The sequence below is a fragment of the Terriglobus sp. genome, assembly GCF_965201105.1.
Taxonomy (GTDB): Bacteria; Acidobacteriota; Terriglobia; order Terriglobales; family Acidobacteriaceae; genus Terriglobus.
This window is the reverse complement of the sequence record NZ_OZ241741.1, coordinates 3325139-3347987: the sequence shown is the minus strand read 5'-3', so window position 1 is coordinate 3347987 and position 22849 is coordinate 3325139. Positions and strand designations below refer to the sequence as shown.

23 protein-coding genes are annotated in these 22849 nt (G+C 62.7%); 18 read left to right on the top strand and 5 right to left on the bottom strand.

What is annotated here, in order from left to right; translation table 11 throughout:
• The first annotated feature begins 23 nt into the window (after window positions 1-23).
• The 8 genes from ACOFKT_RS14815 (at window position 24) to ACOFKT_RS14780 (ending at window position 6979) form a co-directional block, all read left to right on the top strand.
• Window positions 24-536 carry a cupin domain-containing protein gene (locus ACOFKT_RS14815; protein ID WP_419804755.1) on the top strand — a complete coding sequence of 171 codons (513 nt, stop codon included), beginning with the start codon at window positions 24-26 and terminating at the stop codon, window positions 534-536.
• A gap of 155 nt (window positions 537-691) precedes the next feature.
• Window positions 692-2455, top strand: coding sequence for a VWA domain-containing protein (locus ACOFKT_RS14810; protein WP_419804754.1), 1764 nt, complete (start codon window positions 692-694; stop codon window positions 2453-2455).
• Window positions 2456-2567: 112 nt separating this feature from the next.
• Window positions 2568-2978 carry a hypothetical protein gene (locus ACOFKT_RS14805; RefSeq protein WP_419804753.1) on the top strand — a complete coding sequence of 137 codons (411 nt, stop codon included), beginning with the start codon at window positions 2568-2570 and terminating at the stop codon, window positions 2976-2978.
• 48 nt (window positions 2979-3026) lie between these two features.
• On the top strand, window positions 3027-3428 hold the full coding sequence (locus ACOFKT_RS14800) for a hypothetical protein (RefSeq protein ID WP_419804752.1): 402 nt from the start codon (window positions 3027-3029) through the stop codon (window positions 3426-3428).
• Window positions 3429-3506: 78 nt separating this feature from the next.
• A complete protein-coding gene (murJ, locus tag ACOFKT_RS14795) occupies window positions 3507-5147 on the top strand; it encodes a murein biosynthesis integral membrane protein MurJ (protein WP_419804751.1) in 1641 nt (546 codons plus the stop codon).
• A gap of 69 nt (window positions 5148-5216) precedes the next feature.
• Window positions 5217-5732 carry a GNAT family N-acetyltransferase gene (locus tag ACOFKT_RS14790; RefSeq protein WP_419804750.1) on the top strand — a complete coding sequence of 172 codons (516 nt, stop codon included), beginning with the start codon at window positions 5217-5219 and terminating at the stop codon, window positions 5730-5732.
• A gap of 57 nt (window positions 5733-5789) precedes the next feature.
• Entirely contained in the window at window positions 5790-6227 is a 438-nt protein-coding gene (locus tag ACOFKT_RS14785) for a hypothetical protein (protein ID WP_419804749.1), read from the top strand.
• 134 nt (window positions 6228-6361) lie between these two features.
• On the top strand, window positions 6362-6979 hold the full coding sequence (locus tag ACOFKT_RS14780) for a hypothetical protein (RefSeq protein ID WP_419804748.1): 618 nt from the start codon (window positions 6362-6364) through the stop codon (window positions 6977-6979).
• Window positions 6980-7111: 132 nt separating this feature from the next.
• On the opposite strand, the gene iscX is transcribed toward ACOFKT_RS14780, so the two are convergent.
• The 4 genes from iscX to ACOFKT_RS14760 form a co-directional block, all read right to left on the bottom strand.
• A complete protein-coding gene (gene iscX, locus ACOFKT_RS14775; RefSeq protein ID WP_419804747.1) occupies window positions 7112-7327 on the bottom strand; it encodes a Fe-S cluster assembly protein IscX in 216 nt (71 codons plus the stop codon).
• A gap of 119 nt (window positions 7328-7446) precedes the next feature.
• Window positions 7447-7884 carry a 2Fe-2S iron-sulfur cluster-binding protein gene (locus ACOFKT_RS14770; protein ID WP_419804746.1) on the bottom strand — a complete coding sequence of 146 codons (438 nt, stop codon included), beginning with the start codon at window positions 7882-7884 and terminating at the stop codon, window positions 7447-7449.
• Window positions 7881-9419, bottom strand: a complete 1539-nt coding sequence (locus ACOFKT_RS14765; RefSeq protein WP_419804745.1) for a two-component system sensor histidine kinase NtrB — start codon at window positions 9417-9419, stop codon at window positions 7881-7883. The genes ACOFKT_RS14770 and ACOFKT_RS14765 overlap by 4 nt, the downstream gene beginning before the upstream one ends.
• Window positions 9416-10207, bottom strand: coding sequence for an alpha/beta fold hydrolase (locus ACOFKT_RS14760; RefSeq protein ID WP_419804744.1), 792 nt, complete (start codon window positions 10205-10207; stop codon window positions 9416-9418). The genes ACOFKT_RS14765 and ACOFKT_RS14760 overlap by 4 nt, the downstream gene beginning before the upstream one ends.
• A gap of 216 nt (window positions 10208-10423) precedes the next feature.
• On the opposite strand from ACOFKT_RS14760, the gene glpK reads away from it, so the two are divergent.
• The 7 genes from glpK (at window position 10424) to ACOFKT_RS14725 (ending at window position 18375) form a co-directional block, all read left to right on the top strand.
• Window positions 10424-11923, top strand: coding sequence for a glycerol kinase GlpK (gene glpK, locus ACOFKT_RS14755; RefSeq protein ID WP_419807178.1), 1500 nt, complete (start codon window positions 10424-10426; stop codon window positions 11921-11923).
• A 48-nt stretch (window positions 11924-11971) separates the two neighbouring features.
• The gene (locus ACOFKT_RS14750; protein WP_419804743.1) at window positions 11972-12235 is read left to right on the top strand and encodes a hypothetical protein; all 264 of its coding nucleotides are present in this window, start codon (window positions 11972-11974) and stop codon (window positions 12233-12235) included.
• Window positions 12232-12654, top strand: a complete 423-nt coding sequence (locus ACOFKT_RS14745; RefSeq protein ID WP_419804742.1) for a type II toxin-antitoxin system VapC family toxin — start codon at window positions 12232-12234, stop codon at window positions 12652-12654. The genes ACOFKT_RS14750 and ACOFKT_RS14745 overlap by 4 nt, the downstream gene beginning before the upstream one ends.
• Window positions 12655-12670: 16 nt before the next feature.
• Window positions 12671-14245 carry a glycerol-3-phosphate dehydrogenase/oxidase gene (locus ACOFKT_RS14740; protein ID WP_419804741.1) on the top strand — a complete coding sequence of 525 codons (1575 nt, stop codon included), beginning with the start codon at window positions 12671-12673 and terminating at the stop codon, window positions 14243-14245.
• 139 nt (window positions 14246-14384) lie between these two features.
• Window positions 14385-15125 (top strand): SDR family NAD(P)-dependent oxidoreductase, encoded by a 741-nt coding sequence (locus ACOFKT_RS14735; protein ID WP_419804740.1) that lies wholly within the window; start codon window positions 14385-14387, stop codon window positions 15123-15125.
• A 193-nt stretch (window positions 15126-15318) separates the two neighbouring features.
• Window positions 15319-16059, top strand: coding sequence for an SDR family NAD(P)-dependent oxidoreductase (locus tag ACOFKT_RS14730; protein ID WP_419807177.1), 741 nt, complete (start codon window positions 15319-15321; stop codon window positions 16057-16059).
• A 57-nt stretch (window positions 16060-16116) separates the two neighbouring features.
• On the top strand, window positions 16117-18375 hold the full coding sequence (locus ACOFKT_RS14725; protein WP_419804739.1) for an alpha-galactosidase: 2259 nt from the start codon (window positions 16117-16119) through the stop codon (window positions 18373-18375).
• A 188-nt stretch (window positions 18376-18563) separates the two neighbouring features.
• On the opposite strand, the gene dacB is transcribed toward ACOFKT_RS14725, so the two are convergent.
• Window positions 18564-20216 (bottom strand): D-alanyl-D-alanine carboxypeptidase/D-alanyl-D-alanine-endopeptidase, encoded by a 1653-nt coding sequence (gene dacB, locus ACOFKT_RS14720; RefSeq protein ID WP_419804738.1) that lies wholly within the window; start codon window positions 20214-20216, stop codon window positions 18564-18566.
• An 82-nt stretch (window positions 20217-20298) separates the two neighbouring features.
• Here dacB and ACOFKT_RS14715 point away from each other — a divergent pair, with 82 nt between their 5' ends.
• The 3 genes from ACOFKT_RS14715 (at window position 20299) to ACOFKT_RS14705 (ending at window position 22742) form a co-directional block, all read left to right on the top strand.
• Window positions 20299-20646, top strand: a complete 348-nt coding sequence (locus tag ACOFKT_RS14715; RefSeq protein WP_419804737.1) for a hypothetical protein — start codon at window positions 20299-20301, stop codon at window positions 20644-20646.
• Between the two features lie 71 nt (window positions 20647-20717).
• Window positions 20718-21734, top strand: coding sequence for an endolytic transglycosylase MltG (gene mltG, locus ACOFKT_RS14710; RefSeq protein WP_419804736.1), 1017 nt, complete (start codon window positions 20718-20720; stop codon window positions 21732-21734).
• A 111-nt stretch (window positions 21735-21845) separates the two neighbouring features.
• Window positions 21846-22742, top strand: coding sequence for a DUF4292 domain-containing protein (locus tag ACOFKT_RS14705; RefSeq protein WP_419804735.1), 897 nt, complete (start codon window positions 21846-21848; stop codon window positions 22740-22742).
• Window positions 22743-22849: the final 107 nt, after the last annotated feature.

Below are 22849 nucleotides of genomic sequence, written 5' to 3'. Positions count from 1 at the left end.
GAGGGAAAGAAAGTGGAGGCATGATGTCGATTCCTGCGGATGATTTGAGCCGGAAGCTGGTGGTGACGCGTCGCGACGATGCGGCGGCGGAGCACATCGGTGTTGTAGGTGATACGTATACCGTTCTGCTGGACGGAGAGCAGACCAACGGGCGGTTTTGCCTGATCGACATGCATGTGCCGCCGGGCGGCGGGCCGGGGCCGCACCGGCATAACTTCGAGGAAACGTTTCTGCTGCTGGACGGTGAGGTGGAGTTGATGTTTCGCGGGGAAACGCAGACGGCTGGCGCGGGCTCGACTGTACACATTCCTGCGAATGCGCCACATAGCTTCCACAACGCCTCCGACAAGCCGGCGCGGCTGCTGTGCATCTGCTCTCCGGCCGGGCAGGAGGAGTTCTTTCGCGAAGTCGGTGTGAAGGTGGGATCAAGCACGGAGGCACCGCCGAAGCCGACGCCGGAGGAGCAAAAGGCGTTTCAGGAGAAGGCGGCGAGGTTGGCACCGCGCTTTCAAACGGAGTTGCTGCCGCCTGACTAGGATTCTGAATCGTCGCTGAAGCGAGCCGCCGGTGCGTTCGCTTCCGTTCACTTCACCTACAGGCGGTGCCGAACTCGAACGGCGCGTGTTTGTTGCCGCGGTCTCGCGCGCGAGTGCATCATGTTGCTGTGTACGCTTTGGGCTGGGCCCGTTTCATGTTTCTTCTGCTGGTGAGTTCCGGCGCGTGCGCGATCGCGCAGGATGCGACCGATGCGGCGCGGCAGGATTCGTCGACGCTGCGGACGACGTCACGCATTGTGTATGTGGATGTGGTGGTGCGCGACGGCCGCGGCAAGGTGGTGCATGGATTGCCTGCCGGTGTTTTCCAGGTGCAGGAGAATAAGCAGCCGCAGAAGATTGCGCTCTTCAGTGAGCACACATCGAATTCACCGCGCGTTGAGGCGCGCGCGGAGGCGAAGGCGGTTGGGTACACCAACGTGGCGCCTGAGGCGCAGAACAGCTCGTTGAATATGGTGCTGCTGGATCTGCTGAACACGGCGCCGCAGGACCAGGGGTATGCGCGGCAGCGGATGATCGCGTTTCTGAAGCAGCTGCCGCCGCACCGTCAGGTGGCGCTGTTTGTCTTGGGCAACCGGTTGCGCATGGTGCAGGGGTTTACGACGGATGCGGCGTCGCTGGTGGCAGCGGCGAACACGCTCGACATCAAGCAGTTGAATCGCGTCCGGGCGCCGGGCCAGGAGATTACGGATCGCGATACCGCAACGTACATCGACCAGAGCGCAACGGCGGCGGGTGGGTTGACGGCAGGCCAACTGTTGCTGCAGGCGGCGCTGCAGGAAGACATCCAGAACATGAAGGTGCGGCTGGATGTGACGAACCAGGCGTTTCAAGAGCTGGCGCGTGCGGTGAATGGGTTCCCTGGACGGAAGAACCTGTTCTGGCTGGCGGGGCAGTTTCCGTCGTCGACGTATTACGAGCTGCAGACGATTTCAACCAGTGTGCCGCTGACGGTCGCACCCGAGAATCCGAATGGGTCGCGGGTGGACACGGCGGGTCAGCAGCGGGCCTTTGCCGGGCCAGCGGCGGCGTCTGGATTGGGCTTGAACCTGTTGAGTGATCGCACGGGCAAGACGATCTCGGATTCGCAGATCGCGGTGTATCCGGTGAGCCTGGTCGGCGTGCAGACCGATGCGATCGGGCCGGAGCAGACGGGGCTGAGCGGGCTGGCGGATAACGGGTCGGCGACGAGGAACACGTATTTCAATGAGCGGCAGACAGGGCGCGCGGTGATGGAGAACATCGCGGACCAGACGGGCGGCGAGGCGTTCTATGGCAACAACGATCCGAAGGGGATGCTGGACCGTGGATTTGAGGATAGTGACAACTACTACACGCTGGCGTATCAGCCGACGGACCGTGAGTGGAATGGAAAGTTTCGGGCGATCCGCGTGGCGGTGAATGGAAGCGGATACAGGCTGAGCTATCGCAAGGGTTATTTTGCCTTGCCGGATCAGCCAGTGATCAACGTGATGCAGTCGTTTGCGCAGGCTATGCGGATCGAGTCGCCCGTGTCGACCATGCTGGTGCTGCGGTCGGGCGAGCCGGTAACAGAGGCGAACGGCAGCACGGTGATGCCCGCGGCGCTGGACGTACGAGGCGTCGGCTTTGCTCTGGACCCGGCGACGAACCTGCGTTCGGCAAAGCTGCAGTTGCTGGTCATCGCGTATCCGGAGGAGCATGGCGCGCCGCCGGTGGAATCGAACAACGTGCTAAACCTGCAATTGGAGCAGGCGGACTATGCGCACGTGCTGCAGAGCGGCGTGCCGCTGCCGGTGCCGCTGAAGCTGCCGCCGGGCAGGTATGCGGTGCGCATTGGCGTGGTGGACATGGGGACGGGGCGGATCGGCACGTTGACCTTGCCGTACGTTGCGAAGTCTGCGAGTCCGGGAACGCAGTAGAGCCGGAACAGAATCGTGAGTAGGACATGAAACGCATGCACCCACGCGGGCATCCTTTTCAGTAGGGGCCGCGCCTGCATGCAGGTGTGCCGCTCTGGGAAGCGAGAGCAACATGCGAAAGCTTGCAAGTCTTGTGTTGAGTTCGGCGCTGCTGATGGGCACGGTTGTACCGGTGGCTTCGGCGCAGTATTCCGACCGCCACGATAATCACAACTATGACCGCCGCGATTACGACCGCTACAACAACGGCTATCGGAACACGCGGCCGTATGACGATAACTACGATCGCAACTACTACGACCAGCACCGCGGCGGCATTGGGCCAGGCAAGGGTGCCTTGATCGGTGGCGGCGCGGGCGCGTTGCTGGGTGGCCTGTTGGGCGGCGGTATGAAGGGCGCGTTGATCGGCGGCGGTGTAGGCGCTGGTGGTGGTGCGTTGCTTGGCAAGGCCAACGCCGACCGGCGGCACCGTGACGAATATCGGGATTACCGCGATTATGGCGACAACGGCTACCGGCGCTAGTAGACGTCCGCGGATGAAAACAGGGATGCGAACGACAGGAGTGGAACGATGAAGCGGTTTGCGGGTTTGGTGGTAGCGGCGGTGCTAATGGCGGCCCCGGTAGCGGTGCAGGCGCAGGCGGGAAGGCCGGCGCCGAGTGTGTCGGCGAGCAGCAGTGCAGGTGCGGCAGCGGTGTCGCCCGAAATGCTGAGCAAGACGGTGCACGAGACCTGGGTTGACTCCGGGCGCAACGAAGACAAGTTCTTTGACGTGGTGCAGAGCATGGCGGCCATGAGCGCGCAGAAGCGGGGCGTGACGCTGCCCAACACCGAGGCGGCCGGGCAGAAGATGGGGAACCTGATCAAGAGCAGCGCCCGGCGCGACCCGGACCAGTTGCTGTATGCGGTGGTCGATGCAGCGGTGCGGCAGACGGCGGGCGTGAGTTCAGCCCGGTCGCAGCCACGGCAGTAAGCTGGATGGTTCCACGGCAGGCGTCCTCGCAAGGAGGACGCCTTCTGCTTGCGCGAAGCTCGGTAGAATCAGAACGGTTTGAGCCTTCCGAACATCACTGCTGAAGATCCCGCGTCCACGGTGGAAGGCAATGCTGCTGACGTGACCGCGGCACAACTGGCTGCGCCGGGTGGATGGCGTCGCAGGCTGGGACTGGGCGGTGCGAGTAGCGTGTTCTCTGCCTCACTGCTGCTGATGGGATCGACAATCCTGGCGCAGATGTTCAGCCTGTTGCGCAACAAGCTGGTCGCGCGGTACTTCGGCGCGGGACAGGAAACGGCAGCGTACTTCGGCGGATTTCAATTGCCGGACATGATCTACTACCTGGTCATTGGAGGCGTGGCATCGACGGCGTTCGTCACGATTCTGACACGGTACCGGACGGGGTCGAGGGACGACGAGGCCGAAGGAGATCGCGCGCTTTCCGCGATCCTGAACGTGGTTTTCGTTGGGTTGCTGCTGGCCTGCACGCTGGGGTTCGTGTTCGCGCCGCAGTATGTGTCGTTCTTCTTTGATAAATTCCAGCCGCACGAAGCGGCGCTTTGCATTCACCTGACGCGCATTCTGATGTTGACGCCGCTGCTTCACTTTCTGGGTGGCGTGTTTGCGTCGCGGCTCCTGGTGCGCAAGATCTTTGTGTCGCAGGCGCTGGGAAGCGTGTTTTACAGCGGTGGGATTGTCGTTGGGCTGGTGCTGTTTCATGCACGTTACGGCATCGATTCGATGGCGATCGGCGCAGTTGGTGGAGCGCTGGTGGGGCCGCTGCTGGTCAACCTGGTGGCCGCGGTGCGCGTGGGGCTGCGCTGGTCACCGGTGTGGGATCTGAAGCATCCGGCGCTGCGGGAGTGGTTGCGCATCAGCCTGCCGCTGATGCTGGGTGCGTCGCTGACCACGGTGGACCCATGGATTCGCAACCACTTCATCAGCGGCGACGCGGCGGACATGTCGCGGCTGAACTATGCGCGGCAGATTTTCAGCGCGCCGATGAGTGCGCTGGGGCCGGCGGCGGGCATTGCGTCGCTGCCGTTTTTCGCATCGCTGTGGGTGAAGGGGGAGATCGCGGCGTTTTCCGCAGCGGTGGACAAGGCGGTGTCGCGCATGATCGCGGTGAGTCTGTTGCTGAGCGGATGGATGGTCGGTTTGGCACCGGTGCTGATCACGATTCTGCTGCGCGGCGGGTCGTTTCACCAGAGCGATGCTCTGCGCACGACCGAGTACCTGGTGCTGTATTCGCTGGGCCTGTTTTTGTGGACGAGCCAGAACCTGTACGCGCGCGCGTTTTATGCGGCCAGCGACACGCTGACGCCGATGGTGAGCGGCACGGTGGTGGTGTTGCTTTCGATTCCGCTGTACAAGCTGCTGTTTGCGATAAATGGAGCGAGCGGCTTGGTGTGGGCGGCGACAGTGGGCATGCTGCTGCACACGGGGGCGTTGGCGGTGCTGCTGCATCGCAAGCGCATGGTGAGCCTGGCGGAGCTGGAGTATCCGGAGCTGGGGCGCGCGCTGCTGGCCGCGGTGCTGAGCGGCGCGGGAACACTGTTCGCGGTAAGCCTGGTGCCGAAGCAGGCGCTGGTGAGTGCGCTGGTCGGGTCGACGGTTTGGGCGGTGGTTTGTTTGGTGGTGCTGCGGGTGACGGGGTCGAGGTTGCTGGATGTGGTGTTGCGGCGCAAGGCAGCGTAGAGCCCACCCTTCGCGCAAAGAATGCGCGAAGGATGGGGCACGCGATCGACGCCGGCTGTGTGAGGAGAGATGAGTTACTTTTTGCGGACGGAGCGGCTTGGGTTTCGCGCGTGGGATGAGGCGGACTTGCCGCTGGCCGTTGCGTTGTGGACGGATGCTGCGGTGATGGGGCACATGGGCGGGGCGATGTCCGCCGGGGACGCGGCGGCGCGGATGCGGCTGCAGATGGAGCACCAGCGGACGCTTGGCTTCCAGTACTGGCCAATGTTTGCATTGGAAACCGGTGCCCATGCGGGGTGCGCGGGCCTGCGGCCGTTTCATGAGCGCACCGATGTGATCGAGATTGGCGTGCATCTCTCGCGGGCTTTTTGGAGCGGGCGTTGCGGCGAGGAGGCCGCGCGTGCGGTGATCGCGTGGGCGTGGGCAAATACGCGGGCCGACGCGTTGGTGGCGGGGCATGGGCCACGCAACGAGCACTCGAAGGCGCTGATCGGGCGGCTTGGGTTCGTGTACACGCACCACGAGCCGTGGGGGCCGCACGGGACGTTGCATCCGTATTACCGGCTCGCGCGGCCTGCGCAGTGAGAGGGCGTGCCATCCCACGAAGCGGAGGCAACATCTGAGCGGGCAAGGAGAGTGGTCATGGTTCGGTTGGCTGGGCGGCACTTGCCGGTGGTTGCGGCGATGGCGGTGATGGTTGGAACGGGGTTGCTGTCCGCGGTGCGGTCACAGAGTGCGCCGGGTGCGTCGCCGTCTAAGCCGCTCATCCTGGAGCAGAGCGAAGTGGTGAGCCCATGCCAGAGCAACGGCATGGTGGTGCACCTGGACCCGAAGGGTGACAACTACTTATCGGTGCAAAGCGGGCCGGGCGGCAAGCCGTACGTGGAGAAAGATCGCCTGCACAGCGGGCAAGAGGTGTACGTTTGTGACGAGCGAGGTGGATGGTATGGCGTGATCTACGACCTCTCGCCCATGAGGGATTGCAAGTACGAGCGGTCGCGCAACGGTCGATTTGAATATACCGGGCCATGTAAATACGGCTGGGTGTCGAAGCGATACGTGGAGATCATTGCCGGATAGTAGGGGACGTTCGCTTTCCGAGTGCAGCCTGGTCTGGGGATGCCGTCTGCACGTGAACTCGTCGTTTGCGACTGGACACCTGATGCGTTTTGGGATTTCCTAAAAACAATCTAGACACGAGGTTGAAGTACCCGATGGTCGAAGCACCGGAACCGCCGCATCACCACGCTCACAAGACAGGACTTCCCTGGTTCGACCTGGTGGTGCCCATCGCCGTGCTGTGCATTTCGGTGGCGTCGTTGCTTACGTCGCTGCAATCGGAGAAGTCGATGCATGCACTGGTGGAGCAGAACCGGCGACTGGTGAGTGCGCAGTCGACACCGCTGCTGATGCTGGATTCCGCGAACCTGGTGGACGGGAAGCAGGCGTTGAGCATGACGCTGAGCAATGTGGGTACGGGTCCGGCAAGGATTGGCTGGTTTCGGTTGCTGGACGACCAGGGGAACAGCTACTCGAAGAATTTCTATGAACGGGTGCGGCAGGTTGATCCGACGGCCACGTTTACGTCGCAACAGATTGGCGGAACGCTGATGCGCAGCGGTGAGGGGCGCTCTGTGTTCAATTGGCCGAAGCCGGCGGATGGATCGCCGGCGCTCGCAAGTTGGGCGAAGCTGGAGACGGATCGCTTCTATCTGCACGGGAGCGCGTGTTACTGCTCGATGTTCAACGAGTGCAGGATCACCGACTTTGGAGATGACCAGCCTCGTGCGGTGGACTCGTGCGACAAGGCTGGCGGCGCGAAGCAGAAGTAGCGTGTGAGGAGAAGCAGGGCTGGGCTATGGCGCGGGGAACCCACCTTCGCTTCGCGAAGGTGGAGCACAGGACTTTGTGATGATACAGGTGAACCCACCTTAGCTTCGCGAAGGTGAGGCACGGGTTCGTGGCTACTTCGCGTCTTCGTACTCTTCGTGCCAGGCCATCTGGATGCCTTCGAGCTGGCCTTCAGTGGATTTGGCGGGGTCGCCGGTGAAGCCGGGCAGCGCGGTCACGTACTTGTGCAGGTCGGTGAAGCGGACGGTGAGGGGGTCCAGGTCGGGATACTTTTCCTGGAGCTGAATGCCGATCTCTTCGAAGTCGGTCCATGTGATTTCGCGGGGCATGCTTGGTCCTTTCGCTGGGAGCATGACATCTGTGCTGCGCCCAAATACAGGTTTCTCCACTGCGCACACGCAAAAAGTGCGTGTGCTCCGGTCGAAATGACAAATCGGTGTTGCACTCATTACTTTTCGGCGGTGATGGCGGCGGGCTTGCCTTCCTGGACGTAGTTGCGGTTCCAGGCGGGAATTTCGACGAGGTAGGTGCCGGGCTTTTCGATGACGGCCTGACAGCCGAGGCGCGAGTTGGTCTGCGGGCCGGCGGCCAGGTCGACGCGGTCGAGTTCGTCATCTTCGGGGTCCGAAAGGCCGGGCTCGCCCTGCTTTACGTACACGTGGCAGGTGGTGCAGGCGCAGACGCCGCCGCAGGCGTGGTCGAGAAAGATACCGTAGTTTTCGGCAACGTCGAGGAAGCTCATGGGGCGGCCGTGGCCGTCGTAGGGCAGGGTGCCGAACCGGAACTCGACGGTTTTGTTTTCCGGCTGGAAGGTGACGCGGACTATGTTGTCCGCGGGTGGTTTGGACAGGTCGACCGGCGGCAGTTCGGTGGGGTGCTCGCTCATAGCAGTTTCGATTCTAGTGGAGCGGTAGCGAGTCGGTCTGTGCTATGCGAAGTGGTCACGGAAACGCCGCTGCGCTCCCGCGCAAAGAACAGGTGAAAGACGGTTCCACTGCGGCCGGGCCGCATGCTGCTGCGAACGCGAATGGTGCCGCCGTTCTTTTCCAGGAGCTCCTGGGTAATCCAAAGGCCAAGGCCGGTGCCGCCGATGCCTTTGGTGGAGAAGAACGGTTCAAAGATGCGGGACAGGGTTTCGGCGCTCATGCCGGAACCCGTGTCGGCAAGGGTGAGGCGAAGACCGCCGGTACCCGTGCGCGGGTGCACAATGCGCCGGCTGCGCAGGCGAAGGCGGCCGCCGGTGCGCATGGCGTCGAAGGCATTGCCGACAAGATTGGCGACGATCTGGCGCAGCTCGCCTTCAAAACAAAACAGCGGGGTTGAATCGCAGAAGTCGATCTGTGTGGTGATGCCCGCGTTCAGCAGGCGGGCACGGTACAGCACCAGCGTGGAGTCGAACAGGTTCCGCACATCGAGATCGGAGCGTGAGGTGCTTTGCCGATGAAAGCGCAGGGTGTGCGTGGCGATCTGGGAAACGCGCGCGATCTCATCCTGGGCGATGTTGATGTAGCTCTTCATTGCCGGATCGGTCGCCATGCCGTCCAGGATGTAGAGCAGGTTTGTGATGGACTCGAGCGGGTTGTTGATCTCGTGCGCGATGGAGCTTGCAAGGCGGCCCACGGAAGCGAGCTTTTCGTTCTGGAGCAACGCTTTTTCGGTCAGCTTGCGAGCCGTGACATCGCGAATGATGGCGGAAAAGGCGACAAGGGTCCCGGGTGCTTCCATGTGCGGCGTGAGGCTGATGGAGAGATGGATTTCCCTGCCTGACTTGGTGTGGCCGACGGTGTCGCGCAGGATGTCCTCGCCACGCCGCAGCAAGGTGAGCGCCTCAGGAATCTCGTGCTGCCGGTCCGGAGGAAAGATCACTGCGGACAGGGCTCGATTCGTCACCTCGGCGTGGCTGTAGCCGAACATCTGTTCCGCGCCGATGTTCCAGCCTTGGATGATGCCGTCCGGGCTGAGGGCAACGATCGCGTCGGAGCTGTGCTGCACCACTTCGGCCATACGCTCGGCGCGATTGCGGGCGCGCAAAAGTTCCGCTTCGTAGGTGCGGCGCTCGGAGGCCTCGAAGAGTGTGAGCCGGATCGCGACGGGAATGCCGTCGAGATTTTTCTGCAAGTTTGCGCTGACAAGGACCGGGATGCGTTCGCGCCCCGGCTGCAAGAGGTCGAAGGCAACTTCCTTGACGGCGCCGCGCAGACGAACAACGGGCGAGAACTGCGTTTCGTAGTAGATTGCTCCGGCGCGTGACAGAAGTTGTTGCCAGCGGGGCGCGTCGCCCGAGCCGAGAGCGACGCCGGTGAGCTGCTGAAAAATAGAGTTGGCGCGCAGAATCGTGCCGTCCATGGCCAGCACCGCGCAGCCGCACGGAGCATTCTGGAAGAAATCATCCGGAGCGGCAACGTCTGCGGCGAGCGTCATTGCAAAAACTTCAGGATGGCTTCGGTGACCTCGCCTGGAGCGCTCAGGTGCGGGCAGTGCCCGGATGCGTTCATCAGCACAAGTTGGCTGTCGGAGATGGCCCGGTGAACGTGCCGTCCAACGGCAACGGGAGCGATGGCGTCCTGATCGCATTGCAAAATGAGGGTGCGGGTGGTTATGTGCTGCAGGTCGGCCCGATTGTCTGACAGAAATGTGACGCGGGCGAAATGCTGCGCGAACATGGGATTGGTTCGGCAAAAGCTGTCCTCGAGCTCGCCTGCCAGCTCGGGACGATCCGTGTTGCCCATGATGACGGGAGCCATCATGGCTGACCAGCCGAGATGATTGCTATCGAGTAGTTGCAGCAGATCTTCAATGTCAGCACGGTCGAAGCCGCCCTTGTACTCGGCATCATTGATGTAGCACGGTGACGGGCCGATCATGACCAGGTTCTCGAACAGGTCAGGCCGTTGGATGGAGGCGAGCGCGCCCACCATGGAACTGACCGAATGCCCGATAAAGGTAATCCGTTCCAGCTGCAGGCTGTCGATGATATCGAGCACATCCTGTGCGTAGCCGCGGAGTGTGCTGTAGCGTGTGCGGTTGAAGGCAGCAGGATCAGACAGGCCAGAGCCGACATAGTCGAAGAGAACCAGCTTATGCTGTGCCGCAAAGGCAGGAGTCACGTGGCGCCACATGTTCTGGTCGCAGCCGTAGCCGTGGGCGAACATGAGCGTGCGGGGCCCGCTGCCGAGAATCTTGACGTTGTTTCGTTGCACCACATCCATCGCGCGCCTCGTTTCCCTCGGTTCAGGATACCTTTGGCGCGTCCGGTACTGATCTTCGAATAGGAAAATGCACTCCGACGGCGATGACGGCGGCATGCCTTTGCTTGAGCGAAATACCGCATGGCTGTTCGGCCGCGACGCAGGTTCATGCGCGATGGTATGGTGGCGGTCGGAGTCGGCGGGGCCGTGAGCGCGTGGCCGACCAGTGAGGTTTCCATGGCGGAATTTGTGTTGGCGCTGGACCAGGGGACGACGAGCTCGCGGGCGATCCTGTTTGACCGGGCGGGGGCGGTGCGCGGGGCGGCGCAGCACGAGTTTCGGCAGATCTTTCCGGAAGGCACGCAGGGCTGGGTGGAGCACGATCCGTTCGACATTCTGACGTCGCAGCTGAGCGCGGCGGTGGAGGTGCTGGGGCGGACGGGCATTCGGCCGCGCGATGTGGCGGCGCTGGGCATTACGAATCAGCGCGAGACGGCGGTGGTGTGGGAGCGCGCGACCGGGAGGCCGGTGTATCACGCGATCGTGTGGCAGGACCGTCGGACGGCGGCGATGTGCGAGCAGTTGACCCGCGATGGTGCGGAGGATGAGGTGCGGCGGCGCAGCGGGCTGCGGCTGGACCCGTATTTTAGCGGGACGAAGGTCGCGTGGATCCTAGACAACGTGGCGGGCGCGCGCGAGAAGGCGGAGCGTGGCGAGCTTGCTTTCGGAACGATTGATAGCTGGCTGGTGTGGAACCTGACCAGCGGCAAGCGGCATGTGACGGACCGCACGAATGCGTCGCGCACGCTGCTGTACAACATCGTGGAAGACCGCTGGGACGACGAGCTGCTGCGGTTGCTGCGCGTGCCGCGGTCGATGATGCCGGAGGTGGTCTGGTCGAGCGAGGCTCTGGGTCCGGTGTCGACGACGCTTGGGCTGGAGGGTATCGAGATCGCCGGCATTGCGGGCGATCAGCAGAGTGCGCTCTTCGGCCAAATGTGTACACGGCCGGGCGATGCGAAGAACACGTATGGCACGGGATGCTTTCTGCTGCAGCACATTGGCGACACGTTCCGATTGAGTGAGCAGCGATTGCTGACCACGCTGACCTGTTCGCTGGAGCGCAGGCCGGAGTACGCGCTGGAAGGGTCGGTGTTTATCGGTGGCGCGGTGGTGCAGTGGCTGCGCGATGGACTGGGTCTGATTCTGAAGAGCAGCGATGTGGAGGCGCTTGCGCGAAGCGTGCCGGACAATGGCGGCGTGGTTTTTGTGCCGGCGTTTACGGGACTGGGCGCGCCGCACTGGGATCCGTACGCGACCGGCACGCTGCTGGGGCTGGGGCGTGGGACGACGGCGGGGCACATTGCGCGGGCGGCGTTGGAGAGCATCGCGCTGCAGGTGGCCGACGTGCTGCGGGCCATGGACGCGGACACGCCCACACCGCTGAAGGAACTGCGTGTGGACGGCGGCGCGACGGCGAACGACACGCTGATGCAGTTTCAGGCGGACCTGCTGGGCGTCCCGGTGGTGCGGCCGGCGTGCCTGGAGACGACGGCGATGGGGGCGGCGTACCTGGCGGGGATTGCGACCGGGTTCTGGGGTGGGCTGGAGTCGATTCAGCGGGAGCAGGCGCAGGGTACTCGGTTCGAGCCGCGCGATGGGCAGAATACGGAGGCGCTGTATGGGCGGTGGCAGAGGGCCGTGGAGCGGGCGAAGGGCTGGAACCTGCCGGCGTGATTGACGCCGGACGCGCCGATGAGGATGCTGAGAAGAGGAGGGCCGCCAATGGGAACACAGACGAAAGCGCGTGTCTTTGAGGATGAACTGGGTCAGGCAGTGCAGCTTCCTGAAGGGTTCCGCTTTGCTACGAGTGAGGTTTATCTCAAGCATGATCCTGAAAAAGGAACTCTCACGTTTTCGGAAAAGCCGCTTCCGGTCGCAGATGTAGAGGAGATGGCCGAGTTGTTCGCACGAATCAATGCTTCGGGCGGTTTTGAGTTCGATCTGGATCGGGACCAGGCACCTCACGCAGAACGCGAAGAGCTTTGAGCGCCGCGGTGCTCTATTTGCTGGACACGAATATGGCCGCTTACATCGTAAGTGGGCGTTCCCAGGCTGCTCAGCAGGCGTACCTTGATGCTGGGTTGAGATCGCGCATCGCGATCTCGGCGGTCACTGAAGGCGAAATTCGCTTCGGGCTTGCGAAACGGCCAGAGGCATTCCGCACGCGTCTCTTCACGGAGCAATTCCTTGGTAAAGTGCACTCGCTGCCATGGGATTCGCCGGTTGCGCAGACATATGGGACGCTTCGAGCTAGCCTGACGGCAGTGGGGCAGACGCTTAGCCCTCTCGACTTGATGATTGCAGCACACGCGCTGGCGCTTAGTGCGACCTTGGTCACCCACGATCAAGCATTCCATAGGCTTGCGCCCATGTTGTCTGTGGTTGACTGGGCCAGCGACTTGTAACGTCAGGAGAGATCCGATGAATCGCGACAAAATGCTGGAAGCGGTGCGGGCGCGGGGTGCCGAGCCGTGGGATGTGGTGGTGATTGGGGGCGGCGCGACCGGTGCCGGCGTCGCGGTAGATGCGGCTACGCGCGGGTATGTGACGCTGCTGGTCGAGCGTGAGGACTTCGGCAAGGGGACTTCGTCGCGGTCGACCAAGCTGGTGCACGGCGGCGTGCGCTACCTGGAGCAGGGCAATGTGTCGCTCGTAATGGAGGCGCTGAAGGAGCGCGGACTCTTGCGGCAGAACGCGCCGCACCTGGTGCATGACCTGGAGTTCGTGGTACCGAACTACTCCTGGTGGGAGGCACCGTTCTATGGCATTGGCATGAAGATTTATGACCTCTTGGCGGTGAAATACTCGTTTGGCCGATCGAAGATTCTGAGCCGCGAGGAGACGCTGAAGCGGCTGCCGACGATTGAGCAGGAAGGCTTGCGCGGCGGCGTGGTGTATCACGATGGGCAGTTCGACGACACGCGTTTGCTGACGCACCTCCTGATGACCGCGGCGGATCACGGTGCGACGGTGTTGAACTATTGCGCGGCAGTTGGGCTGGAGCGCGATAGCGATGGCTTTGTGAATGGGGTTGCGCTGGAGGATCGCGAGACGGGCGAGTGCTTTACAGTGCAGGCAAAATGCGTGGTGAATGCGACGGGTATCTTCACGGACGAGGTACGGCGCATGGCGGAGCCCGGCGCGGAGGCGATGGTGTCGCCGTCGCAGGGCATTCATCTGGTGCTGGAGAAGAGCTTTCTGCGCGGCAACAACGCGATCATGGTGCCGCGTACCAGCGACGGGCGTGTGATGTTCGCGATTCCGTGGCACGGGCACACGGTGGTGGGCACGACCGACACGCCGATCGAAGCGCCGAGCTATGAACCGAAGCCGCTGGAAGAGGAGATCGAATTTGTGCTGGGCACGGCGGCGGAGTACCTGAGCCGCAAGCCTTCGCGCGAAGATGTGCTTTCGATTTATGTTGGCATCCGGCCGCTGGTGAAGGCGGCGGGCAGCGATGCATCGAAGACGAGCGCGCTGTCGCGCGATCACACGATTCACATCGACGGCAGTGGGCTGCTGACCATCGTGGGCGGCAAGTGGACGACGTATCGCCACATGGCCGAGGACACGGTGAACCATGCGGCGACGCTGGGCAAGCTGCCGGATGTGGCCTGCAAAACGGCGGAGCTGAAAATTCACGGCTGGCGCGAGGGTGTGCCGGAAGAGGACGATCTGAGCGTGTACGGCGCGGACGCGGATGCGATTCGTGCGCTGGCCGGGATATCGCCGGCATTGGCGGAGCGGTTGCATCCGGCGCTGCCGTATCTGGCGGCGGAGATTGTGTGGGCGGCGCGTGAGGAGATGAGCCGGACGGTGGACGATGCGTTGTCGCGGCGGACGCGGGCGCTGCTGCTGAATGCGCGAGCCGCGATGGAGATTGCGCCGAAGGTAGCGGCACTGCTGGCCCGCGAGACGGGACGCGACGAGGTGTGGCAGCGCGAACAGGTGGCGGCATTTACGACGCTTGCCAAGCAGTACCTGCCCCGAGCCTGAAGGCATCGGCGATGCAATAGCTTGCTTAGATGGAGAGCTGGCGTGTCCAAAATTCACATGTGTGCAAGCGCTTCCACGAAGACATGCAAGAATGCTTTTGCATGTGCGGCTGTGAGCGCGCGGCGCTTGGGAGGGGGGGTTGAGCAGACTCGACGGCAAGGTTGCGGTCGTTACAGGTGCGTCGAAGGGAATCGGCGCTAGCATCGCGGAGGCGCTTGGCAAGAACGGCGCAAAGGTGGTCGTTAACTACGCGACTTCGCAGGATGCGGCGGACGCTGTGGTGCGACGCATTGTGCAAGCAGGTGGCAGGGCCGTTGCGGTGGGTGCTGACCTGTCAAGGCCGGAGCAGGTAGGGCTGCTGATCGAGGGAGCGAAGGCGGCATTCGGCGAGCGGATCGATGTGCTGGTGAACAACGCGGGAACGTACGAGTTCCGGCCGATCGAACAGGTGACGCCGGAGCACTTCTACAAGCACTTCAACCTGAATGTACTGGGCATGCTGTTGACGATTCGGGCGTCCCTGCCGTTGTTTCCAGAGGCGGGCGGGTCGATCATCAACATCGGATCGATGCTGGGCAAGCATGCATCTGCGAATGCGTCGGTCCACTCCGCCAGCAAGGGGGCGGTGGACTCGCTGACGGTGGCGCTCAGCAAGGAGCTTGGGCCGCGTGGCATTCGCGTCAACAGTGTGAATCCAGGACCGATTGCAACGGAGGGCGCGGCCGGCTTTGAGGCGTTCTTTGCGGAAATGAAGGCGAAGACACCGCTGGGGCGTGTGGGTGAACCGCGGGACATCGCCGCCGTGGTGGCGTTCTTTGCGTCGGACGATTCGGCGTGGATCAGCGGGGAAAACGTGCTGGTGGGTGGCGGCGTGCGTTAAGCGAATGACGCGGCACCTGCAAAGTACCACGGTGATGCTGCAACGGGCTGCCTGGATTCATGCCAAGCTGCTGCGTCTTGTGAATATGACGTTCAAAAGAATGTTTGAATCGGCAGCGCAGCGCCCTCCATCTGTTTGACTGGGCACTGAGAGTGGCTGATTGTTTCGCCGCCTGCCCGGGAATGGTGAGCAGATGGGCAAGTTGGATGGAAAAGTTGCGATCGTAACGGGAGCGTCCAAGGGGATTGGCGCAAGCATTGCCGAAGAGTTAGGCAAGGAAGGCGCGAGCGTAGTGGTGAACTACGCTTCGTCGAAGCAAGGCGCGGACAACGTCGTGAAGCGCATTACGGATGCGGGCGGCAAGGCTGTCGCGGTCGGCGCAGACCTGTCGAAGCCGGACGAGGTCGCGAAGCTGATCGAGGGCGCGAAGCAGGCGTTTGGCGGCAAGGTGGACGTGCTGGTGAACAATGCCGGCGTGTACGCGTTTCAGCCGCTGGAAGCGGTTACGCCTGAGGGATACCACAAGATTTTCGACCTGAACGTGCTTGGGCTATTGCTGACGACGCAGGCGGTGGTGCCGCTGTTTCCTGAGACGGGTGGATCGATCATCAACATCGGTTCGCTGGTCGGCAGAAACGCATCGGCGAACGCCGTGGTCTACTCAGCGACCAAGGGCGCGGTGGATTCCATTTCGGTGGCGCTGAGCAAGGAACTTGGGGCGAAGAAAATCCGCGTGAATAGCGTGAACCCCGGACCGGTGACGACCGAGGGCACCGCTGGCTTTGAAGAGTTCTTCGAGTCATTCAAATCGCAGACACCGCTGGGTCGCATCGGCGTGCCAAGTGACATCGGTCGCGCCGTAACGTTCTTCGCATCGGACGATTCGGCCTGGATCACGGGCGAAGCCGTGGTGGTGGCAGGCGGCCTGCGCTAACGGCTTTCTTCCAAAACGACGCGCCGGATCTTGCTCCGGCGCGTTACAGTTTTGGGCATGCAATTCTTTGCCTTACGCGTTGCTGCCGGTGCCGTCTTATTGTCTGCGTTGTTTTGTGTTGACGTTGCCGCGCAAGCCGCGGTGCGCGAGGTTGCGACGCGGAAGCAGTGGTACCTGGACGCGGGCCGCATGACGTATGCGGTCGGCGTGAATGACCAGAGCACGCTGCAGTCGCTGTACTGGGGGCCGAAGTTGCCCTCCGGTGCGGCGCTGCCCGCGGCGAAGATGCATGAGGAGCGGGCGTCGATCGATCCTGCAATTGCGACGACGCCGCTGGAGTACCCGGCGTGGGGCGAAGGTCTGTTCACCGAGGCCGCGCTGAAGGCAGATTCTGCGAATGGCGATCGCACGCTGATTCTGAAGTACGAGTCGGCGAAGACGTCGGCTGACGGGCTTGAGATTGTGCTGCGGGACACGGCGCAACCGGTGCGGGTGCACCTGTATTACAAGGCATTTACGGAAGGCGTGATTGCGCGCTGGTCGCGGATTGAGAATGCTGGGAAGACGCCGGTGGCGGTGGAGCAGGCAGCGAGTGCCACGTGGACGCTGCCGCCGTACCCGGAAACGGAGAAGTCGGCGTACAGCATGCGCTGGCTCACCGGCATGTGGGCCGGCGAGTGGCAGTTGCACCAGGAGCGCGTGCAGGCAGGGGAACGTGTGCTGGAGAGCCGCAAGGGCTCGACGTCGCATCGCGCGAACCCGTGGTTTGCGTTCGGCCGGACGGATGAGACAACGGAGAATGCCGGGCCAGTGTGGTTCGGCGAGCTGGGTTACAGCGGGTCGTGGCGCATCACCGTGGATGACACGAGCCTGCAAATGGTCAAGGTGACGGGCGGCTATAACCCGTTCGACTTTCGTTACACGCTGCAGGCAGGCGAGTCGCTGGAGACGCCGAAGTTTTACGCGGGCTATACCGATGGCGGGCAGGGCGAGGCGTCGCGTGTGCTGCACCGGTTTCAGACGGATGAGATTCTGCCGCTGCGGCCTGCCGCGGGGCAGCCACCTGCGCCACGCAAGATCATCTTCAACAGCTGGGAAGCGACGGAGATGACCTTTACCGATCAGACGCAGATGGCTCTGGCGGACAAGGCAGGCAAGTTGGGCGTGGAGCGGTTTGTGGTGGACGATGGATGGTTCGGTCAGCGCAACGACGATCATCGCGGGCTGGGCGACTGGACGGTGAACCCGCAGAAGTTTCCGAACGGGTTGAAGCCGCTGATCGACCGCGTGCACGCCGCTGGCATGGACTTCGGCATCTGGGTTGAGCCGGAAATGGTGAACCCGAACAGCGCACTGTACCGCGCGCACCCCGAGTGGGCGATGCAGTTGCCGGACCGCCAGCACACGGAAGCGCGCAACCAGCTGATGCTGAACCTGGCGCGCAACGATGTGAAGGAGTGGATGTTTGCGTGGCTCGATAAGCTGGTCAGCGAGAACGACATCGCCTACCTGAAGTGGGATTACAACCGCAACTGGAGCGAGCCGGGTTGGGAAAAGGCTCCGGGGTCAAGCGCGGCGCAACGCAATCCGGATGCGGAAAAGGCGATCTATGTGCAGTACGTGCGCAACCTGTATGAGGTGCTGGACCGGCTGCGGGCAAAGCACCCGAAGCTGGAGATCGAGTCGTGCTCGGCGGGCGGCGGGCGCGTGGACCTGGGCATCCTGGAGCGAACGGATGAGGTGTGGACCAGCGACAACACCGATGCGCTGGACCGGCTCGACATTCAGTACGGGTTTACAGAGGCCTACACGCCGCAGGTGATGGTGGCGTGGACGACGGACGTGCCGAACTTCGATCGGCGATCAACACCGCTGCAGTACCGGTTCCTGGTGGCAATGCAGGGGGCGCTTGGCATTGGCAATAACCTGAACAAGTTCAGCGACGCGGATACGGCACTGGCGACGAAGCTGCTGGCGTTCTACAAGGGCATTCGGACGACAGTGCAGCAGGGCGGGCTATACCGCCTGGCGCCGCCGACGGACCGCGATGCGACGCAGGTGGAGTATGTGTCGCGCGATGGGTCGCAGGCGGTGCTGCTGGCGTATCTGCACTCGGAGCGGCTGGGTGTGGCGTATCCGCCGGTGCGACTGCAGGGGCTGGATCCGAATGCGATGTATCGCGTGCGGGCGCTGGATGCGGCGAAGTATCACGGCGAAGCGACCGTGAGCGGCGCGGTGCTGATGGGTGCGGGCGTGCCGTTGGCGATGCACGGGGACTATGACTCGACGGCCGTGGTGCTGGAGCGGGTGCGGTAGTTATAGCGCTTGGCTGAGAGCATCGCCGCTGCGAGCAAGATGCAGGTTTCTCCACTCCGCAGGACGGTGAAGCTGTCCTGCGGAGTGGAGAAATGACAAGTTGTTCCTGGTGTGCAATGCGTGGGTGAGGGTTCTATCAGGGCGCATCACTCGGCCGTCAAAGCGTATGACTCGGACGTCAGGGCGCACTACTCGGCGGCGGCGACAGCGGCGACGATGCGGTCCATTGCCTTCTGGTCTTCGTTGTTCAGTGGTGTGTGGGTGCTGACCATAATGCTGAAAACGACGGTCTGTCCACTGGCGCAATCGAGATAGCCGCTCAGGGCGCGAGCTTCGCCGAGGGTGCCGGTTTTGGCGAAGATGTGGCCTTTCAAAGGAGTGTCGGGAAAGCGGGAACGAAGCGAGCCGTCGACGCCGCCGATGGGGAGGGAAGCCTTCCATTGCGCGCCCCAGGGCTGCGTAGTGGCGTAGCGCAGAAGCTGCGTGATGGCGCGCGGCGTGACGATGTCGTGGCCGGAGAGGCCGGAGCCGTCGTAGAAAACAAAGTCCTGCGGATCGATGACGGCCTTGCTGGTCAGGAACGTGCGAACGACCCGTGCGCCACCGACCGTGGTTCCGCCCACGCCGTAGGCGAAGCCGAGTTGGCGCAGCAGCAGTTCCGCATGCTGATTCTGCGAGGTCTTGTTGGTGACGGCTATGTCGTCCACCCAGGGCGTGGAAGTATGTTCCGCGATGATGCGAGAATCACAGCCCGCGCCGCAATCCTGGCACGAGGCGCGGTTCAGCTTTAGAACGATGCTTCGCGTTCCAGAGGGCGCAAGTGGCTCGACGGGCTGCATGGAGGTTTTGGTGAAAGACGGTTCGTAATAGCCGGTCAGGTGTTTGGCATGGGCTTGACCGAGCACGGTGATGCCACGACTCGTGAGTGCTGCTTGCAGGGCGAGTGCGGCGTACTCTGCCGGGTCGGCGATGCTCATGTCCTGCACGTAGGGCTTGGCGTCGGCGGCGATGGTGCCGTAGACGTGAACGGTTCGCTCTCCGATGGTGCGCTGTATGTCTAGGTGCGTCTCACTGCCCTTTGCGCCTGTGGTGGCTTGCATATCTACGTTGTAGTAGGGCAGCGCAGGCGCGAACGCCGATTGTGCAGGCGATGCAGAGTTTGACGCGGGATGGCTGCTCGGAGTGACGGTGAGCGTAACGGCGTTGTCGGCGATCATGAGTGCGTTGATGGGCGCGCCGTAATACCAGGGTGTGTCGTCAATCTCCCAGTCGGCAGGGTATGGGTCCCAAGGAAAGAGCGAGTCATCGCCGATAATGTCGCCGGTGATTTGGGTGATTCCGGCGGCCTTGACCTTGTCGGCAAGTTCGTCGATGTAGCGCAGTTCGTCGCGTGGAGGTTCGATCTGGCCGGCGATGCGGGGCTGGTAGGGAACGGGTCTGCCGGAAAGGTTTGCGTCACCAACCCCGCGCAGGGTGAGGTCGCCTTCGAACACGCCATTCGGCCGAAAGTAGCCGGTCGCGATCACGTCGGTCCGCAGCCGCTCCTGCATCGGCAGCAGAGCCATGGCGGCTGCGGAGGTGAAGAGCTTGGTGTTGCTGGCGGGCTGGAAGAACTGGCCGTCGTTCAGCGAGGCGATCGGCGCGCCGCTGAGCGTGGTGACGGAGATGCCCCAGTGGGCGCGTGCGACGGCGGGTTCGTGGGTGATGGCTTCGATCTGCTGTTGCAGGGTGGTGTTTGCGGGAGTGGCTGGGTGTTGGTTGGCGAGCGGCGCGGCTGTCTGGCCCATGCTCGCCGCAGTGAGTGTAGTAAGGCAGAGCAGGGCCGCAGCGGTACGGAGCATGCGCGCAGTCTAGCAGCGCGTTCAGCGGGGCGGGTGCACTTGTTGTGGTGCAACGGCATCCTATTGGCAAGAGAGTAAACGGATGCCGAAGACAGTTGCGAAAAAGGTGGCGGCGCGGAAGCCGGTAAAGCGTTCGGTTGCGGTGAAGAAGACGGCTGCGAAAGGACGGTCTTCGCGGCTGCCGGTAACCACGCCCGCGGTCGAGCAGCCGGTGGATGCGCAAGGGCTGGCGCATGGGTTGAATGTCTTGCTGCACACGATGCAGACGGTGCAGCAGTCTGAGGAAAAGCTCTGCTCGCTGATGCACGCGCTGCGCGGCGGGCGAGCCACGGGCGCGATGGTACGGGAATTGCGCGAGGTGCTGGACCAGTTGCCGGCGCAGGACTACCTGTACGAGGTCGATGCGTTGCGGGATGCGGTCGCGGCTTAAGGCGGCGCGCGCGCCGTTGTGAATAAGCGTCCGGTTCCATAGGACGGCACCGCTCATGAGAGAGTGATGTTGTGAAGGTGCTTGGCGTTCTGCTGGTGCTTGTTGTGCTGCTTGCGGGTGCGGCAGCGGCGCTGGTGTACGTGCCGGTTGTGCCGTCGCAGGAAACATTTGTGGAACTGCCGTCCGGCACGTCCACGAAGACGATGGCCGTGGCGCTGGAGCAGCACGGGGTGATTCGCTCGCGTTATGCGTTTCTGCTGTTGCGCGCATGGAAGCATGGACGGTTGAAGGCGGGTGAGTACCGCTTTGTGGATCGCGCCAGCGCGGCGGAGGTGTACGACCGCATCGCGCGTGGTGATGTGTACACCCGCGCGCTGGTCGTTCCCGAGGGCTACAACCTGTTCGACATCGCGCGTGCGGTGGAGGCGGCTGGTCTGGGCTCAGGCGCTGATTTTCTGAGTGCCGCCAGGCAGAACAAGCAACTGATTGCGCCGTGGTCGCCCCATGCGGCCTCGCTGGAAGGGTATCTTTTTCCGGACACGTACCTGTTCGGCCACAACACCACGCCGGTGCAGATGCTGCAGGTGATGGTGCGCCGCTTCAATCAACAAGCGGCGAAGCTGGGGCTGCAGCCGTCCCGGCCTGAGACCGTGAACTGCGACGGCCCCTGTCGGCCACCGGTCGACGTGGTCACGCTGGCTTCACTGGTGGAAAAGGAGGTGCACTTCGACAACGAGCGCACCATGGCGGCGGGCGTTTTTGTGAACCGGCTGAGGCGTGACATGCCGCTGCAGACCGATCCCACGGTGATTTACGCGGCGATGCTGGCCGGGCGATGGCGCGGCACAATTTATCGCAGTGATTTACAGTTCGATTCGCCGTACAACACATACGTGCACAGGGGGATGCCCCCTGGGCCGATCTGCTCGCCGGGTGCCGCGGCGCTGCGCGCAGCCATGCACCCAGCCACCACGGAAAACTTGTATTTCGTCGCCGACCGCACGGGGCACACGCAGTTTTCACAAAGCCTGGCTGAGCATGCGCAGCAGGTGCAGAGCTACCGGCAGGGCACAGCGGCACAGCCTTAGCGTAATCGCTAAGGGGTCTTCCAGGATTCGGGTGTTTTCTTTCGGCATCGCGGGCGCTTCCGCGACCATCCAATCCCCCGGTTGCGGACTTCGCGACGATATACTTGAACTTTGCCCTATCTGTCTCGAATTCGATCGGGAGCGGTGCTGTGTTCCGCCCTGTTGCTGCCGCTTGCGGGCTGCTTTCGCAGCACCCGCGCCGTGATGCAGACGCATGCGCCCAGCACGATCCTGGATGCTACGCTCACCGACCTGCTGAAGCAGACGGATCAGCGGTATAGCCAGATTCAGACGATGAACGCGTCGATCGATATTGCCGTGTCCACGGGCGGCGGTAAAGAGGGCAAGGTCGTCGACTACAGCGCGTTTCCTGGTTACCTGCTGCTGCGCAAGCCGGGCGATCTGCGCGTGCTGCTGTTTACGCCGGTGGGTCACGTGCAGGCCGTGGACATGGTCACCGATGGAACGACGTTTACGATGCATATTCCGCCGCGGAACCGGGCGATCACGGGAACGAATGCCGTTTTTACGCCTTCGGCAAACCCGCTCGAAAATCTTCGGCCCGCTGTGTTTTTCGATTCGTTGCTGATTCGTGGCGCCGAGGGGGAGGATCTGGTCTCGGAGACGTCTGACGAGCGCATCTATCAGCCCGACCCGACGCAGAAAGCCGTGTTCGACGTGCCGGAGTACGACTTGGGCATCTACCACCAGGTGAGCGGTTCGCGGGAGCTAAAGTCCCGGCGCGTCATCCATATCAGCCGCGCCACCCTGATGCCTTATCAGCAGGACATTTACGATGAAAAGGGCCAGAAGGTCACCATCGCCAGCTATGAGGCTTACCAGAAATTCGGGGATGTGCTCTTTCCGTCCGAGATCACGATTCAGCGGCCGCTTGATCAGCTGCGGATGAAGCTGACGATCAAAAAGCTGAGTACGAACCAAACGTTGGAAGACGACCAGTTCCAGTTGAAGTTGCCGGCGAACACACAGATTCAGAAGCTGCCGTAACAATCAGCAAGGCGTAACGTATACGCGAAGAGGGCTAACGTCATCGCTCACTTCTCTGCTTCTGGAGTGGTCTGGAGACCCACAACGCTGCAGCAGGGCGGGGTGAG